14 protein-coding genes are annotated in these 14,559 nt (G+C 64.5%); 11 read left to right on the forward strand and 3 right to left on the reverse strand.

The window, feature by feature from the left end; all coding sequences use genetic code 11:
• Position 1: 1 nt before the first annotated feature.
• Both DCO45_RS08920 and DCO45_RS08925 read left to right on the forward strand, forming a co-directional pair.
• Complete coding sequence (locus DCO45_RS08920) at positions 2–1,141, forward strand: FAD-dependent oxidoreductase (protein ID WP_116925500.1); 1,140 nt, start codon at positions 2–4, stop codon at positions 1,139–1,141.
• Positions 1,142–1,179: 38 nt separating this feature from the next.
• Complete coding sequence (locus DCO45_RS08925) at positions 1,180–1,536, forward strand: RidA family protein (RefSeq protein WP_116925534.1); 357 nt, start codon at positions 1,180–1,182, stop codon at positions 1,534–1,536.
• Between the two features lie 64 nt (positions 1,537–1,600).
• On the opposite strand, the gene DCO45_RS08930 is transcribed toward DCO45_RS08925, so the two are convergent.
• A complete protein-coding gene (locus DCO45_RS08930) occupies positions 1,601–2,296 on the reverse strand; it encodes a glutathione binding-like protein (RefSeq protein ID WP_116925501.1) in 696 nt (231 codons plus the stop codon).
• Between the two features lie 84 nt (positions 2,297–2,380).
• The gene (locus tag DCO45_RS08935) at positions 2,381–2,941 is read right to left on the reverse strand and encodes a DUF1439 domain-containing protein (protein WP_116925502.1); all 561 of its coding nucleotides are present in this window, start codon (positions 2,939–2,941) and stop codon (positions 2,381–2,383) included.
• A 348-nt stretch (positions 2,942–3,289) separates the two neighbouring features.
• Here DCO45_RS08935 and DCO45_RS08940 point away from each other — a divergent pair, with 348 nt between their 5' ends.
• From DCO45_RS08940 to DCO45_RS08975, 8 genes are all read left to right on the forward strand, one after another.
• The gene (locus tag DCO45_RS08940) at positions 3,290–4,906 is read left to right on the forward strand and encodes an ABC transporter substrate-binding protein (RefSeq protein ID WP_116925503.1); all 1,617 of its coding nucleotides are present in this window, start codon (positions 3,290–3,292) and stop codon (positions 4,904–4,906) included.
• Positions 4,907–5,034: 128 nt separating this feature from the next.
• Positions 5,035–6,651: an ABC transporter substrate-binding protein gene (locus DCO45_RS08945; RefSeq protein WP_116925535.1), complete on the forward strand. Its 1,617-nt coding sequence runs from the start codon at positions 5,035–5,037 to the stop codon at positions 6,649–6,651.
• A gap of 178 nt (positions 6,652–6,829) precedes the next feature.
• A complete protein-coding gene (locus DCO45_RS08950) occupies positions 6,830–7,804 on the forward strand; it encodes an ABC transporter permease (protein ID WP_116925504.1) in 975 nt (324 codons plus the stop codon).
• Positions 7,804–8,730, forward strand: coding sequence for an ABC transporter permease (locus DCO45_RS08955; RefSeq protein ID WP_232539496.1), 927 nt, complete (start codon positions 7,804–7,806; stop codon positions 8,728–8,730). Before DCO45_RS08950 ends, DCO45_RS08955 begins: the two co-directional genes overlap by 1 nt.
• Complete coding sequence (locus DCO45_RS08960; protein ID WP_021028176.1) at positions 8,730–9,707, forward strand: ABC transporter ATP-binding protein; 978 nt, start codon at positions 8,730–8,732, stop codon at positions 9,705–9,707. Before DCO45_RS08955 ends, DCO45_RS08960 begins: the two co-directional genes overlap by 1 nt.
• Positions 9,704–10,708, forward strand: coding sequence for an oligopeptide/dipeptide ABC transporter ATP-binding protein (locus DCO45_RS08965; protein ID WP_116925505.1), 1,005 nt, complete (start codon positions 9,704–9,706; stop codon positions 10,706–10,708). Before DCO45_RS08960 ends, DCO45_RS08965 begins: the two co-directional genes overlap by 4 nt.
• 31 nt (positions 10,709–10,739) lie before the next feature.
• Entirely contained in the window at positions 10,740–11,618 is an 879-nt protein-coding gene (locus DCO45_RS08970) for an alpha/beta hydrolase (protein ID WP_116925506.1), read from the forward strand.
• Positions 11,619–11,655: 37 nt separating this feature from the next.
• Complete coding sequence (locus DCO45_RS08975; protein WP_116925507.1) at positions 11,656–12,801, forward strand: M20 family metallopeptidase; 1,146 nt, start codon at positions 11,656–11,658, stop codon at positions 12,799–12,801.
• A 26-nt stretch (positions 12,802–12,827) separates the two neighbouring features.
• Here DCO45_RS08975 and DCO45_RS08980 read toward each other — a convergent pair whose 3' ends face one another.
• Entirely contained in the window at positions 12,828–13,307 is a 480-nt protein-coding gene (locus DCO45_RS08980; RefSeq protein ID WP_116925537.1) for an RDD family protein, read from the reverse strand.
• Between the two features lie 112 nt (positions 13,308–13,419).
• On the opposite strand from DCO45_RS08980, the gene DCO45_RS08985 reads away from it, so the two are divergent.
• Positions 13,420–14,256 (forward strand): DUF4261 domain-containing protein, encoded by an 837-nt coding sequence (locus tag DCO45_RS08985; protein ID WP_165841162.1) that lies wholly within the window; start codon positions 13,420–13,422, stop codon positions 14,254–14,256.
• The last annotated feature ends 303 nt before the right edge of the window (positions 14,257–14,559 follow it).

Here is a 14,559-nt window from a genome sequence, read left to right on the forward strand (position 1 = left end):
CATGGTTGCCCTGGTAAACCCGGCATCGGGCAGCAGCGATGTGCTGGTGATCGGGGGCGGCCTGCAGGGCCTGTCCAGCGCCTTCCAGTTGGCCAAGGCAGGCCTGCGTGTGCGCCTGATCGAGGCCGAGTACTGCGGCCGCCATGCCTCGGGCGTCAATGCCGGCGGCGTGCGCACCTTGGGCCGCCATGTGGCCGAGATCCCGCTGGCGCTGGCGGCACGCGAGCAGCTCTGGCATCGCCTGGCCGACATCATCGGCAGCGATGGCGGCTTTGTGCCCTCGGGCCAGCTGCAGGTCGCCGAGAACGAGGCCGACGAGATCAAGGCCAAGGCGCGCGTGGCCATGCTCAACGGCCTGGGCTTTTTCCATGAGCAATGGGTGGACCAGCAGCAGGTGCGCGAGTTGGTGCCCAGCATCTCGCCCCATGTGGTGGGCGGCATCTGGGCCGACCGCGATGGCTATGCGCTGCCCTACAAGGTGGCGACGGCCTACCGCCTGGCGGCAGAGAAGCTGGGCGTGCAGATCGTCGAGCAGGCCCCAGTGTTGCAGGTGGACCACCAGGCCGGAATGTGGCAGGCGAGCACCGCGCAGGGCGCGTTCCATGCGCCCTGGCTGGTCAACACCGCGGGTGCCTGGGCGGCAGATTTTGCCGCGCAGGTGGGCGACCCGGTGCCGATGGTGGCGGGCGGTCTGATGCTGATGGTGACCCAGCGCGTGGCGCCCTTTGTCAAACCGGTGCTGGGCGCCATGGGCCGGCCGCTGTCGTTCAAGCAGTTCGACAATGGCACGGTGTTGATTGGCGGCGGCCTGCGCTGCGAGGCCGATGCCAGCCAACGCCATGCGATGGTCGACCTCAACCGCATGCCCAAGAGCGCGCAGACGGTGATCGACCTGTTCCCGCATCTGCGCGATGTGAGCATTGCACGGGCCTGGACCGGTATCGAGGGCTTTATGCCCGACGAGATTCCGGTCATCAGCCCCAGTGCCAGTGCTGATAACCTGGTGCATGCCTTTGGCTTCTCTGCCCATGGCTTTGAGCTCAGTCCGATGACCGGCTGCATTGTGGCCGAGCTGGTGACTAAGGGCACCAGCAGCTTGCCGATTTCGGCGTTTCGTGTGGACCGTTTTGCCGCTGCCTAGCAGCGCGGCGGTCGTATTTTTATCTCAGGGAGTAAATGATGAGCAACGACATCCAACGTATCGACAGCAATGAACGCCTCAGCCGCATCGTTGTACACGGCGGCGTGGTCTATGTGGCCGGCGTCACCGCTGGCGACATCTCGGGCGACATTGGCGCCCAGACCCGCGACGTGCTGGCCAAGATCGACGGCTACTTGAAAACAGCCGGCACCAGCAAGTCGCGCCTGCTCACCGTGCAGATCTGGCTCAAGGACATCGACAAGGATTTTGCCGGCATGAACCAGGTCTGGGGCGAATGGGCCGACAAGGCCAATATGCCCACCCGCGCGACCTGCGAAGCCAAGCTGGCGCGCCCAGAGTTGCTGGTCGAAATCATCGTCAGCGCCGCCCTCTAAGCATCGGCCACCCAGCAAAATGCCAGCCCTCGGGCTGGCATTTTTTGCTTAAAGATTCAGCCGATCAGGGGATCAGCAAACCGCGCTGCACGGCCGGGCGCTGCAGCCAGTGGCTGAGCACGCGGCTGACTTCGGGGTACTGGCCCCAGCCGATCAGGGCCTCGGCGTTGTAGCGCACGATCATGTTTCGAATCCAGGGGAAGATGGCGATATCGGCAATCGTGTAGGTGTCACCGGCCACCCATTCCTTGCCGGCCAGGTGCTTGTTCAGCACGGTCAGCAGGCGCTTGGATTCGTCCACATAGCGGGTCAGGGGGCGCTTGTCCTCAAAATCCTTGCCGGCAAAGATGTTGAAGAAACCGACCTGGCCAAACATCGGGCCGATGCCGCCCATCTGGAACATCAGCCACTGCAGGGTCTCGTAGCGCTTGACGGGGTCCTGCGGCAGGAACATGCCGGTCTTCTCGGCCAGGTAGACCATGATGGCGCCGGACTCGAACAGTGCAATCGCCTGGCCGCCGGGACCATTGGGGTCGATGATGGCCGGGATCTTGTTGTTCGGGAAGGTGCCGACAAATTCCGGCGAGGTCTGGTCGTTGCTCTCGAAGCTGATCTTGTGCACTTCATAGGGCATGCCCAGCTCTTCGAGCAGGATGGAGACCTTGACGCCATTGGGCGTGGGCAGCGAATACAGCTGCAGCAGATCAGGCCGGGTGGCCGGCCATTTGCGGGTAATACTGAAATCGGCGAGGGTGCTCATGGGAATCTCCAGACGATATGCAGGCGGCTTGCAGGTATGCGCCTTGCCAGCAGCATAAAGCAGATTGGGCGCGGGCCTGTCGGCCTACTTCGCGTCCTGGGGCTTCACAAATTCGATGCGCAGGCCCTCGGCCGTCACCTGGAAGGTGGCAGGCAGCTCGGCGGCATTGTCCAGGCGCTCCAGGTCCTCCTGGCGCAAGGTGTGCACCACCACATCCTCCATCGCATGCTCGGCCGCGCGCGGCGCGTAGGCCTGCAGCATCACCTCCATCGCCTCGGGCAGGCCGGTCATCTGCAGCGACTGCACCTGCACCTGGGTGGCACGCAGGCTGTGGTCGGCCGGCGAGTAGCGCAGTGCAAAGTCCAGCACCATGGTGCCGTCCAGGCGGTGGGGCAGCACCTTGCCCGACATCTCGGCGCGCATCGTCGCCTGGATGCGGTTGGTCTCGGGCAGCAGCTGCAGGCTGGGCGCCTGCACATCGAGCTGCAAGAGGCCGAGCAGCGGATAGGAGCGGGGGAAGGACTTGGCCACGATGGTCTGCAGCTCAGCGGCAGACAGGGTGTAGCTGGGTGGGGCAAGCAAGGAGCAGGCGGCCAGCAGGCTGGCGGCAAACAGGCTGGAGGCCAAAAAAAGGCGGCGGCGCATAGGGGTTGGAAAGCGTATTGGCAGGGGGCGGGTGGATGCGCATCGTACCGATCAGAGGGCAGTGCGCGTGCTGGATTTTCCCACCCGCAGGGATCGCATTGTTGCGCAGCTTGCATAACATTGTGTGCTGCACGAACAATGTCAGCAAAAGATCGCCCATCTCCTTGTTTTATTGGGGTAAATGCCCACTTTTCACGGGCTGCGTGAGCGTGAGCAGATGTCATTTCGTGTGAGAATTCGCAGGCTTTCCGGCTGCGGACGATGGCGCGCGCTGGTGCGCGATGGTCTTGCTTCCCGGTTCGAAAGCGCTGCCTGCTGGCAGCGCTAGCCAAGATCCCAAGGACAGACATGAATTTCGCATTGAACAAGCGCGCCCTGGCGCTGGTGGGTGCCTCGCTCATTGGCGCAGCCCACGCCCAACACCTGACCATTGCGCTGGCCTCCGAGCCCACAGCGGCCGATCCCCACTACCACAAGATGACGACGAACGACTCGTTCTCGGCGCATGTCTATGACTCGCTGGTGGGCCGTACCGCCAGCATGGAGCTGGTGCCCTCGCTGGCCACCTCGTGGAAGAACCTGGACGACCTGACCTGGGAGTTCAAGCTGCGCAAGGATGTGAAGTTCTCCAACGGTGCGCCCTTCACCTCGCAGGACGTGCTGTTCACCATCTGCCGCACGTTGAACAACGAGACCAATGTCTCGCAGTCGTACATGGATACGACCAAGCTGATCACCGATGTGCAGACCCCCGATGACCTGACCGTGATCGTCAAGACCGCCGAGCCCGTGCCACTGATTCCGGCCGAGTTTGCGCGCAACCTGCCCATCATCTCCAGCAGCATCATCAAGCACGACAAGCTCAAGTTCGCCCCCAAGGAAGGCTGCGGCTACAAAGGCCCATGGCCCACGGTGGCCGACTTCAACAGCGGCAAGATGGCGATTGGCACGGGCCCCTTCAAGCTCAAGTCCTATGTGAAGGGCAATGCCATCACCTTGGAGCGCAATGACGGCTACTGGGGTCCCAAGCCTGCCTGGCAGACCGTCAAGATGGTGGCCGTGCCCAACGCCGGCCCGCGCCTGACCGGCCTGATGTCCGGTGACTACGACCTGATCGAGAACCCGGCCGCCCGCGACCTGGCCCGCATCAAGGAAGACAAGAAGCTGGCCTTTGTGGCCACGCCGTCCACCCGCCTGGTGTTCTTCCAGCCCGATATCGGCCGCGACAAGTCGCCGTTCGTGACCGCCCCCGACGGCAAGAATCCGCTGCAGGACCTGCGCGTGCGCAAGGCCATCAACATGGCGATCGACCGCAAGGCCATCGTGCAGCGCTTGATGGACGGCATGGCCACCCCCGCCTACCAGTACATGCCCGATGGCATGTTTGGCGGCCTGGCCAAGGCCCCCGAGATCAAGTTCGACCCCGAAGGCGCCAAGAAGCTGCTGGCCGAAGCCGGCTACCCCAATGGCTTCGAGATGACCTTGTCGTCGACGAACGACCGCTACATGAACGATGCGCAGATCTCGCAGGCCGTCGCGCAGTACCTGACCCGCATCGGCATCAAGACCAAGGTCGATGCGATGACCGCCTCGATCTACTTCCCCAAGCGCGCCAAGCGTGAGTTCAGCTTCCCGATGGGTGGCTGGCCGTCGGAAAACGGCGAAGCCTCGGGCCTGTTCCAGCTGTGGGTGACCAGCACCGATTCGCCCAAGGGCCTGGGCACCAGCAACTACGGCGCTTTCAGCAACACCGATTTCGACAAGGTCTACATCCCGGCTGCGAAGACGGTGGACCCGGTCAAGCGCAAGGCCATGCTGGAGCAGGCCACGCAGATCGCGCTGGACAACGTGCCGCTGATCCCGCTGCACTTCGAGAGCAGCATCTGGGCCTTCAAGAAAGAGCTGAGCTACGAAGGCCGCCGCGACCAGTACACGCTGGCCACATCGGTCAAGCCCGCCAAGTAAGCAAAGTGCTTGCGGCAGCCGGGGTCCTGCACCCCGGCGTGGGCGATGAGAAATACGTAGTGGCACGGCACTTGCATTGCCCTACGAGGCTTTTAACCAAGGAGGAACGACCTGTGTCTACCAAGAAGATCTCGCGCCGCACACCCTTGTCGCTGGCCAGTCTGGCTGCGCTCGCTCTGCCTGCGGGCATGGCGGCCGCCCAGTCGCTGACCATCGGCCTCGCCTCCGAGCCCACCGCCGCTGACCCGCATTACCACAAGGTCACCACCAACGACGCGTTCTCGGCCCATATCTTCGAGTCGCTGATCAACCGCAATGCGCAGATGGAGCTGATCCCGGGCCTGGCCCAGTCCTGGCGCGCCGTCGATGACAACACCTGGGAGCTCAAACTGCGCCAGGGCGTGAAGTTCTCCAATGGCGAGCCCTTCACCTCCAAGGACGTGCTGTTCACCCTGTGCCGCGTGCTGAACAACGAGACCAATGTCTCGCGCTCCTACATGGAGCCGGCCCAGAGCTTCAGCGATGTGCAGACGCCCGATGACTACACCGTCATCATCAAGAGCGAGCGGCCCATCCCGACGATGCCCAATGAGCTGGCGCGTTCGCTGCCCATCATCTGGAGCGGCATCGCCAAGTTCGACAAGCTGCGCTTTGCCCCCAAGGAGGGCTGCGGCGTCACTTCGCCCTGGCCCACGGTGGCCGATTTCAACACCGGCAAGCTGTCCATCGGCACGGGCCCGTACAAGCTCAAGTCCTATGTCAAGGGAACCGGTATCGAGATGGAGCGCAACGAAGCCTACTGGGGCAGCAAGCCGCACTGGAAGAGCGTCAAGATGGTGCCGGTGCCCAATGCCGGCCCGCGCCTGACCGGGCTGATGTCCGGGGACTACGATGTCATCGAAAGCCCGGCTGCGCGCGACCTGCCACGCATCAAGGACAACAGCAAGCTCGACTTTGTCGCGACGCCGTCCACCCGCCTGATCTTCTTCCAGCCGGACGCCGGCCGCGCACAAAGCCCGTTTGCCAAGGCCGCCGATGGCAAGAACCCGCTGCAGGATTTGCGCGTGCGCCAGGCCATCAACATGGCCATTGACCGCAAGGCCATCGTGCAGCGGCTGATGGATGGCATGGCCACCGTGGCCAACCAGTACATGCCAACGGGCATGTTCGGCAGCCTCGACAAGCCCGCCGAGATCAAGTTCGATCCCGAAGGCGCCAAGAAGCTGCTGGCCGAGGCCGGTTACCCGCAAGGCTTTGAGCTGACCTTGACCACCACCAACGACCGCTACATCAACGACGGCCAGATCGCGCAGGCGGTGGCCCAGTACCTGACGCGCATTGGCATCAAGACCACGGTGGATGCGCAAGCCGCTGCCATCTATTTCCCCAAGCGGGCCAAGCGCGAGTTCAGCTTTGCGATGGGCGGCTGGCCGTCGGAGAACGGCGAGGCCTCGGGCCTGTTCCAGTACTGGGTGGCCACCACCGACAAGGACAAGGGCCTGGGCACCAGCAACTACGGCGGCTTTAGCCTGCCCGCGTTTGACCAGGTGTTTGTGCCCGCAATGGCGCAGATGGATGCGAGCGCGCGCAAGGCCGCCTACCAGCAGGCCACGCAGATTGCGCTGGCCAACGTACCGCTGATTCCGCTGCACTTCGAGAGCAGCATCTGGGCATTCAAGAAAGGGTTGAGCTACGAAGGCCGACGCGACCAGTACACGCTGGCGATGTCGGTCAAACCGAAATAGACAGCTGGTGCCACACCGGGCGCCAAACAGGCCCGGTCCCTGGCAGGGCCCGCATCCAGCTCCAGTGGTGGGGCCATGCGGGCTTTGTGATTTTGTACGCCCCACGATGAAAAGACTCCACAGAGGGCGGCAACCATGCAGGTGACAGCGCATGGCATTCTAATTTTGAGGACGTAATGTGATCGTCTATATCCTGCGCCGCATGGTGCAAAGTTTTCTGGTGCTGCTGGCGGTCTCGCTGGTGGTGTTCATGGCGGTCTACGCGGTGGGCGACCCCATCGAGCTGCTGGTGAGCGCCGAGGCCAGCGATGCAGACCGCCAGGCGATGATCAAGCGCCTGGGGCTGGACCTGCCGGTCTGGCTGCAGTACTGGAGTTTTCTCACCCGCGCCTTCCAGGGTGACCTGGGCACCTCCTTTGTGCATGGCATCCCCGCGATCGAGCTGATCGTGCAGCGCTTTCCGGCCACCTTCGAGCTGGTCGTGGTCGCCATCGGCCTGACCTGCCTGCTCGGCATTCCGCTGGGCCTGATTGCCGGCCTGTTCAACGACAGGCCGCTGGGCCGGGGCCTGATGGGCGGCTCGGTGCTGGGCTTTTCGCTGCCCAACTTCTGGCAGGGCATGATGCTGATACTGATGTTCGCCGTCTGGCTGCAGTGGCTGCCCTCTTCGGGCCGGGGTGACACGGTCAATGTGCTGGGCGTGCCGCTGTCGCTGTTCACCGCCGATGGCTGGAGCCATGTGATGCTGCCGGCCATCAACCTGGCGCTGGGCAATATCGCGCTGGTGCTGCGGCTCACCGCCACCGGCGTGATGGAGGCCAAGACCCAGGAGTATGTGAAGTTCGCGCGCGCCAAGGGCATCAGCGAGCGCCGCATCCTGACCCGCCACATCCTGCGCAACATCCTGATCCCCGTGGTCACCGTGATCGGCATGGAGTTCGGCACCCTGATCGCCTACTCGACCATCACCGAGACCGTGTTCGCCTGGCCCGGCATGGGCAAGCTTTTGATTGACAGCATCTACAAGCTCGACCGCCCGGTGGTGGTGGCCTATGTGATGCTGGTCACCTTCATCTTCGTGATGATCAACCTCCTGGTGGACCTGGCCTATGCGGTGCTCGATCCGCGCGTACAGCTGCAGGAGGCCCCATGATGCAGCCCGACAAACCCCTGATGACCATCGATCCCAGCAAGCGGGCTCAGCCCCTGCAAGACACGCCCCAGCGGCGTGCCATTTTGAAGAAACTGCGCAGCAAACCGTCCGTCAAAGGGGCTGTGATCGCCCTCGTGCTGCTGCTGGCCGTGGTGCTGCTGGCGCCGTTTCTGTCGCCACAAAACCCCTATGACCTGGGCGCGCTCGACCTGATGGACGGCCGCCTCAAGCCGATGTCCGAAGCTGCTTCGGGCATGACCTACTGGCTGGGCACCGACGACCAGGGCCGTGACATGCTCTCGGCCATCCTGCACGGCCTGCGCATCAGCCTGATGGTGGGCCTGAGCGCCGTGGTGCTCGCCACCATCATCGGCAGTCTCGTCGGCCTGGTCGCGGCCTATTTTGGCGGCTGGGTCGATACCGTGCTGATGCGCATCGTCGACTTCATCCTCGGCTTTCCCACCATCCTGGTGGCGCTGGTGCTGCTGGCCATTCTGGGCCGGGGCGTGGACAAGGTGGTGATCGCCATCGTGATGGTGCAGTGGGCGCATTACGCCCGCATCATGCGCGGCCGTGCCTTGCAGGAGCGCAAGAAGGAATACATCGAGGCGGCCAAGAACCTGGGCTTTCCCGGCTGGCGCATCATGACGCGCCACCTGCTGCCCAACTGCATGGGCCCGGTGATGGTGTTCGCCACCATCCAGATTGCCAATGCCATCGTGCTCGAAGCCACCCTGTCCTTCCTGGGAGTGGGGGTGCCGATTACCGAACCCTCCCTGGGCCTGCTGATTGCCAACGGCTTTCAGTACCTGATGTCGGGTGACTACTGGATCAGCATGTTCCCCGGCCTGGCGCTGCTGGCCCTGATCCTGTCGATCAACCTGATCGGCGACCGCCTGCGTGAAGCTCTGGACCCGAGGAAGTAATGACTATCCCTTTGCTTGAAGTACAAGATCTGCAGACGGTGTTCCACACCGAAGAGGGCGCCTGGCCCGCCGTCAGCGACATCGATATCCGCCTGGAGGCGGGTGAGATTCTGGGCCTGGTCGGTGAATCCGGCTCGGGCAAGTCGGTCACCGGTTTCTCCATCTTCGGCATGATCGATGCCCCCGGTGAAGTCACCCAAGGCCGGGTGCTGTTCAAGGGCCAGGACCTGCGCGAGTTGTCAGCCGAGTCCATGCGCAAGCTGCGCGGCGACCGCATCGCGATGATCTTCCAGGACCCGCTGATGACGCTCAACCCGGTGCTGCGCATCGAAGAGCAGATGCTCGAAGCCATCGACGCGCACCAGAAGCTGCCCAAGGCGCAGGCCTTGCAGCGCTGCGTGGAGGCGCTGGCGATGGTCGGCATCCCCGCGCCGGAGAAGCGCCTGCGCAGCTACCCGCATGAGTTCTCGGGCGGCATGCGCCAGCGCGTGGCGATTGCGATTGCGATGCTCAACCGCCCCGACCTGATCATCTGCGACGAGCCCACGACGGCGCTGGATGTCACCATCCAGGGCCAGATCCTCTACCGCATGCAGCAGATCTGCCAGGCCCAGGGCACGGCACTGATCTGGATCACCCACGACCTGGGCGTGATCGCCGAGCTGGCCGACCGGGTGGCCGTGATGTATGGCGGCCGCATTGTCGAGACCGGCACCGTCGCCGAGGTGCTCGATGCACCGCGCCACCCCTACACCCAGGGCCTGCTCAATTCGCTGCCGGCCCAGGCCACACCGGGCGAGCGGCTTACGCAGATCAATGGCATGGCGCCCAGCCTGTCGGGCCGCGTGCCCGGCTGCGCCTTTGCGCCGCGCTGCGGCCGCGCCACCCCGCGTTGCGTTGATGAGCAGCCCCCCGTCACTACCATTCCCGGCCGCGCATTCCGCTGCTTTGTACCGCTGGAGGCACCTGCCGCATGACCGCGATGACTACCCCTGTGATTGAACTGCGCGATGTGCACAAGCGCTTTGTCAGCGCGCCCGATCTGCTGCAGAAAATCGTCGGCGCCGTCGCCCGGCAGCCCGCGCAGACGCGCACTGTGCATGCCGTCAACGGCGTCAACCTGCAGATCGCCAAGGGCGAGGTGCTGGGCCTGGTGGGCGAATCCGGTTGCGGCAAATCCACGCTGGGCCGCGTGGTGGCCGGCCTGCACCCCGCCACCGAAGGCCAACTGCTCTACAAGGGCCAGGATGTGAGCGGCCTGGGCGGCCAGGACAAGCTCGCCTACACCCTGGGCGTGCAAATGGTGTTCCAGGACCCGCAGGCCTCGCTCAACCCGCGCCAGAAGCTGCACCAGATCCTGGGCGAGGCACTGCATGTGCACAAGCTAGCCCCTGCGGCCGAGGTGCCCGGCCGCGTCGATGCCGCGCTGGCCGAGGTGGGCCTGGCCAGTGAGTACCGCGCGCGCCTGCCGCACCAGATCTCGGGCGGCCAGCGCCAGCGCATCGGCATTGCCCGTGCGCTGATGGTGACGCCGGAGTTCCTGGTCTGCGATGAGCCGGTGGCCGCGCTCGATGTGTCCATCCAGGCCCAGGTAATCAACCTGTTCATGGACCTGCGCGCCCAGCGCGGCTTGACCTACCTCTTCATCAGCCATGACCTGGGCGTGGTGCGCCACATCTCCGACAAGGTGGCCATCATGTACCTGGGCAAGATTGTGGAGATGGCGCCCACGGCCGAGATCTTTGGCCAGGCCCAGCACCCCTACACCCAGGCGCTGCTGGCCGAGGTGCCCGATGTGGGCCGGCGCAAGCGCGTTTTCACGCCGATCAAGGGCGAGATCCCCTCACCGCTGAACCCGCCACCGGGCTGCACCTTTCACCCGCGCTGCCCGCATGCAATGGAGCGCTGCAAGCAGGAGGTGCCCCGCCTGCGCGAGACGTCAGCCGGCCATGTGACCGCCTGCCATTTGTTGGACTGACCCGTTGGACGCGCACAGAGGAAACCACCGCATGGACTGGCAACGCTTTACCCAGCAGCACGGCCGTTTTGCCATCGACTGGCAAGCCGGCGACGGCGCGCTCTACCTGCCGATCACCCTGAACTGCTACCGCCCCGAGGGCCTGGCCGCCGATGCACCGGTGGTGCTGGTGCAGCATGGCGTGCTGCGCAATGGCGACGACTACCGCGACTTCTGGATGCCTGCGGCCGACCGCTACGGCCTGCAGATCATTGCGCCGACCTTTGGCAACGAGCACTGGCCGGGCGTGGAGAGCTACAACAACGGCAGCGTCTGGAGCGAAGAGGGCGACCTGCAGCCGCGTGACTACTGGGCCTACCAGGCGGTGATGAACCTGGCCCAGCAGCTGCGCGATGCCGGGGTGGTGCAGCAGCAGCCGCTCTACCTGTTTGGCCATTCGGCCGGCGGCCAGTTTGTGCACCGGCTGGCCAGCACCTTGGGTGCTGCCGGCTTTGCCGGCGTGGCGGCGGGCAACCCGGGCTGGTACACCTTGCCCGATGCCCAGCAGGACTTTCCGCAAGGCCTGGCCGGCATTGGCCTGGCCGATGGGGCGCTGGCCCAGCTGCTGCGCATCCCACTGGTCATTTTGGCGGGCGACCGCGACACCGATACCCAGGACCCGAACCTGCCGGCCGAGCCCGCCGCACTGCGCCAGGGCCCGCACCGCTTTGCCCGCGCCCACCACTACTACGCAGCGGGCCAGCAGGCGGCAGACCGGCTGGGGCTGCCGCTGGCCTGGCAACTGCATGAGGTCGCCGGCATCGGCCATGACGGCGAGGCCATGAGCCATGTCTGCGCCCACCTATGGTTTGAAGGGCGCATGCCCGATGCGGACTGGCTGGCCCCCTGGGCCGGCCGGGTCACCGCCTGATCTCCTATCACTTTTCGACAAGACCCAAGGAACAACGATGCAAGCAACAACGCAACAACTGGTGGATGGCATCTCGGAATGGATGCGCTGCGAATCGCCATCGAACAACCCCGCCTCGATCGCCCGCATGGTCGAGATGATGCGTGCCCAGGCCGCCGCCGCTGGCCTGCGCGCCACGGTGATCGAGACCCAGGCCGAAGGCAAGCAAGGGCTGGGCCCGGTGCTGCCCGTGCTGCACATCACCAACCGCGCCGAGGGCGACACCCGTGAAGGCCTGCTGATCCTGGGCCACTCGGACACCGTGCACCCCATCGGCATGCTGGCCGACAACCCGATCCGCATCGAAGGCGACCGCCTCTATGGCCCCGGCGGCTACGACATGAAGGCTGGCATCTACCTGGCACTGACCGCGATGAGCGCCGTGGCCACGCCGGGCAGCACGCCGCTGCCGGTGGACCTGCTGGTCGTGCCCGACGAGGAAACCGGCAGCCACGCATCGCGCAAGCACATCGAGGCCTTTGCCCGCCATGCCCGCTACTGCCTGGTGGCCGAACCTGCCCGCGCCAACGGTGGCCGCTGCGTCACCGCCCGCAAGGGCACCGGCATGCTGCGCCTGGGCGTCAAGGGCCTGGCATCGCATGCGGGTGTGGCCCATGACAAGGGCCGCAGCGCGATCCGCGAGATGGCGCACCAGATCCTGGCGCTCGAAGCGATGACCGACTACCAGAGGGGTGTGACCGTGAGCGTGGGCACCATCGAAGGCGGCACCACCACCAACACCGTGCCGGCCTTCTGCAAATGCGTGGTCGATTTCCGCCTGCCCGATCTGCAGGCGGCCGATGAGCTGGTGGGCAAGATGCGTGCGCTGCGCCCCGTGGGCGAGGGCATGACGCTCGATATCGATGTCGAAGTGAACCGCCCCCCGATGGTCAAGGACGCCCGCGCCGAAGCGCTGCTGGCCAAGGCCCAGCAATCAGCCCGCGAAGCCGGCTTTGCGCTGGAAGAAGCGCCCCCTACCGGCGGCGGCAGCGATGCCAACTTCACCTCGGCCATGGGCGTGCCATCACTCGATGGCCTGGGAGCCGATGGCGACGGCGCGCACACGGTGTATGAGCACATCCTGGTGTCCACCCTGGAGATGCGGGCGCGCTTCTGGTTGCATCTGCTGACCCACCTGGACTAAGACCAGGGGCTGGCCCCAGATGCGGGTCAGCCTTGCTCGCGAGGTGATCCCTTGAACTGCACGGGCTGGGTGCGCCCACCCTTGCGGCGCACCACCACGGTGCCGGCGATCTTGTCGTGCCAGCCCTGCTTGCGCGGGTCAAAGGCCACCCAGATGAGGCCGAGGCACAGCGGCACGATGGACACAAAATAGCCGAGGTAGCGGACCACCGATTGGCCCAGGCCCATCGCCTCTCCCGTCTCGGCATCCACTATCTCGGCCCCTATCAGCATCTTGCCCGGCGTGGCCCGCAGCTTGTGCCACAGCCAGATGCAGGCCACTGCGGGCAGCACCCAGCTGATCAGCACATCGGCGGGGCCCTGCACCAGGCCTTCGGCCATGAAGTAGTCCCAGCCGTATATCGCCACCAGGGCCGGTGTGATGATGACGAGCAACACCACCGTGTCGATCAAAGCTGCCCCGACGCGCGCCCAAAAGCCGACATATTCCAGATCGCTGTTATCCATTTTTTGCTCCACTGAGTGGCGCCATCTTAGGCCTGTCCGGTAAAGCCGAGGTGACAAGACCTGGGCGCGCCATGGCAAGATGCAGGCTATCTTCACTGCCCGAGAGCGCACCATGGCACCACCGAATCCCGAGCTCCGCATGGCCCCCGATATGTGGGCCTTTGAGGCTCTCTACGCCCACCCCGCGATGCTGGATGGCGAAACCCTGCGCGCCGCGCTGGCCGAGCGCCTGGGGGCGGTGGACCTGGTCGCAGATGGCGACACCATCTTGCTGGCGCTGCGCGACTACTGTGTGGACTACAGCGACAAAAAGGGTGTGCCCAGCGAGGTCGCAATCATCCGCGCAGGCGAGCCGATGGCGCCCACCGACTACGCCAGCGCGCTGGAGCAGACCTGGGACTGGCCCGAAAAGGAAAGCGCGCTGGCCCAGTGCCAGCACTGCGTGCTGGTGAGCGAGTTCATGGGTAGAGGCCTTTCTGTGCCCGAGCGGCTGGAGATCCTGCAAGCGGTCATGCATGTGCTGATCGAGAACGGGGGCGTCACTGCCATCAGCCAGACCAATGCCGGCTGCCTGCTGAACCCGCAGCGCTATCTGCAGGCCCATGCCGAAGGCTTTGTCTACTACGGCGTCGTCAATGTGCGCTTTTTCAACATCAGCAACCGCCCCGGCGAGATGCTGATGGACAGCCTGGGCGGCGCCACCTTTGGCGTGCCCGATGTGCAGCTGCTGTTCTCCGAGATGGACCCCGCCGAAGTCTCACGCTTTGTGTTCAATACCAGCGTCTACCTGGTCGAGCACGGCAATGTGATTGCCGACGGCCACACGGTGGCCGGCATCGATGGCCACAGCAAATGGGCCTGCAAGCACCTCGATGCGCTGGTCGAGCCCGATCGGCTGGTGGTGGATATTGATCCACACCCCGCTGAGGGGGCCGGGCAGGGAGGCTAAGGCTTAGAGTCGCTTTTTTACAGGTCTCGAAAGGGCCCAGAGCCGCAATCAGCTTCTTCGTCGACTGATAGTGTTGGACCCAACCCACCGCGTGGTATGGATAGGAGCAGCGCGCAGCCGCAAGTTGTATTGATGCACATTGTTGAAATTACGCACCCGAACAAAGCCATTGTCTTCATCGGAGTAATTTTTGGAAATCTATCTTAGGGATCCTCTGCAAAACCGCTGAATTCAGACTGGCCAGTTAGCTCACAGCCGATTTGCCCGCTTATGCGCGGTTTTGCAGCCAAGCTTCTACCCGCA

The sequence above is a fragment of the Comamonas sp. JNW genome (assembly GCF_003105075.1).
GTDB classification, from domain to species: domain Bacteria; phylum Pseudomonadota; class Gammaproteobacteria; order Burkholderiales; family Burkholderiaceae_C; genus Comamonas; species Comamonas squillarum.

Bases quoted from the DNA above. Each gene is read 5' to 3' on its own strand.
- DCO45_RS08920 (WP_116925500.1), top strand. From the start codon at position 2: ATGGTTGCCCTGGTAAACCCGGCATCGGGCAGCAGCGATGTGCTGGTG.
- DCO45_RS08925 (WP_116925534.1), top strand. From the start codon at position 1,180: ATGAGCAACGACATCCAACGTATCGACAGCAATGAACGCCTCAGCCGC.
- DCO45_RS08930 (WP_116925501.1), bottom strand. From the start codon at position 2,296: ATGAGCACCCTCGCCGATTTCAGTATTACCCGCAAATGGCCGGCCACC.
- DCO45_RS08935 (WP_116925502.1), bottom strand. From the start codon at position 2,941: ATGCGCCGCCGCCTTTTTTTGGCCTCCAGCCTGTTTGCCGCCAGCCTG.
- DCO45_RS08940 (WP_116925503.1), top strand. From the start codon at position 3,290: ATGAATTTCGCATTGAACAAGCGCGCCCTGGCGCTGGTGGGTGCCTCG.
- DCO45_RS08955 (WP_232539496.1), top strand. From the start codon at position 7,804: ATGCAGCCCGACAAACCCCTGATGACCATCGATCCCAGCAAGCGGGCT.
- DCO45_RS08960 (WP_021028176.1), top strand. From the start codon at position 8,730: ATGACTATCCCTTTGCTTGAAGTACAAGATCTGCAGACGGTGTTCCAC.
- DCO45_RS08965 (WP_116925505.1), top strand. From the start codon at position 9,704: ATGACCGCGATGACTACCCCTGTGATTGAACTGCGCGATGTGCACAAG.
- DCO45_RS08970 (WP_116925506.1), top strand. From the start codon at position 10,740: ATGGACTGGCAACGCTTTACCCAGCAGCACGGCCGTTTTGCCATCGAC.
- DCO45_RS08975 (WP_116925507.1), top strand. From the start codon at position 11,656: ATGCAAGCAACAACGCAACAACTGGTGGATGGCATCTCGGAATGGATG.
- DCO45_RS08980 (WP_116925537.1), bottom strand. From the start codon at position 13,307: ATGGATAACAGCGATCTGGAATATGTCGGCTTTTGGGCGCGCGTCGGG.
- DCO45_RS08985 (WP_165841162.1), top strand. From the start codon at position 13,420: ATGGCACCACCGAATCCCGAGCTCCGCATGGCCCCCGATATGTGGGCC.